Annotated in this window: 1 pseudogene; it reads right to left on the bottom strand. The window is 56.8% G+C overall.

From position 1 onward, the window contains the following. Window positions 1–54 precede the first annotated feature (54 nt). Window positions 55–287 (bottom strand): annotated as a pseudogene (locus BN1125_RS18780) (IS3 family transposase); the annotation flags it as partial.

Below are 287 nucleotides of genomic sequence, written 5' to 3'. Positions count from 1 at the left end.
GATGACGCTCCGTTGCAGCGGCGTTTTTCAAGATAGTTGTCGCGTAAACCTGTTTTAAGCCGCCTGTTTTTGCTCTGGTTCGGACCGCTCCGGATTCAGCATCACTGCACCGATCGCTGTCCAGTCTCGCGTCTTGCCACTCCACCTCGCAGGGTGTTGCGCTTGTGCGGCCTGATACACTGCATGTCGTTTCGCTAGCAGGGCCTTATCTTCGCCTCGATGTCGTTCGCTCGGCGTGACGAAGCGGATGCGGCTATGCCGGTGTTCGTCGTTATACCAGGCCATAA

It is taken from the genome of Aeromonas fluvialis, from assembly GCF_000819885.1.
Taxonomy (GTDB): Bacteria; Pseudomonadota; Gammaproteobacteria; order Enterobacterales; family Aeromonadaceae; genus Aeromonas; species Aeromonas fluvialis.
Note: the sequence above shows the minus strand (reverse complement) of the source record. Positions and strands in the feature narration are given on the sequence as shown.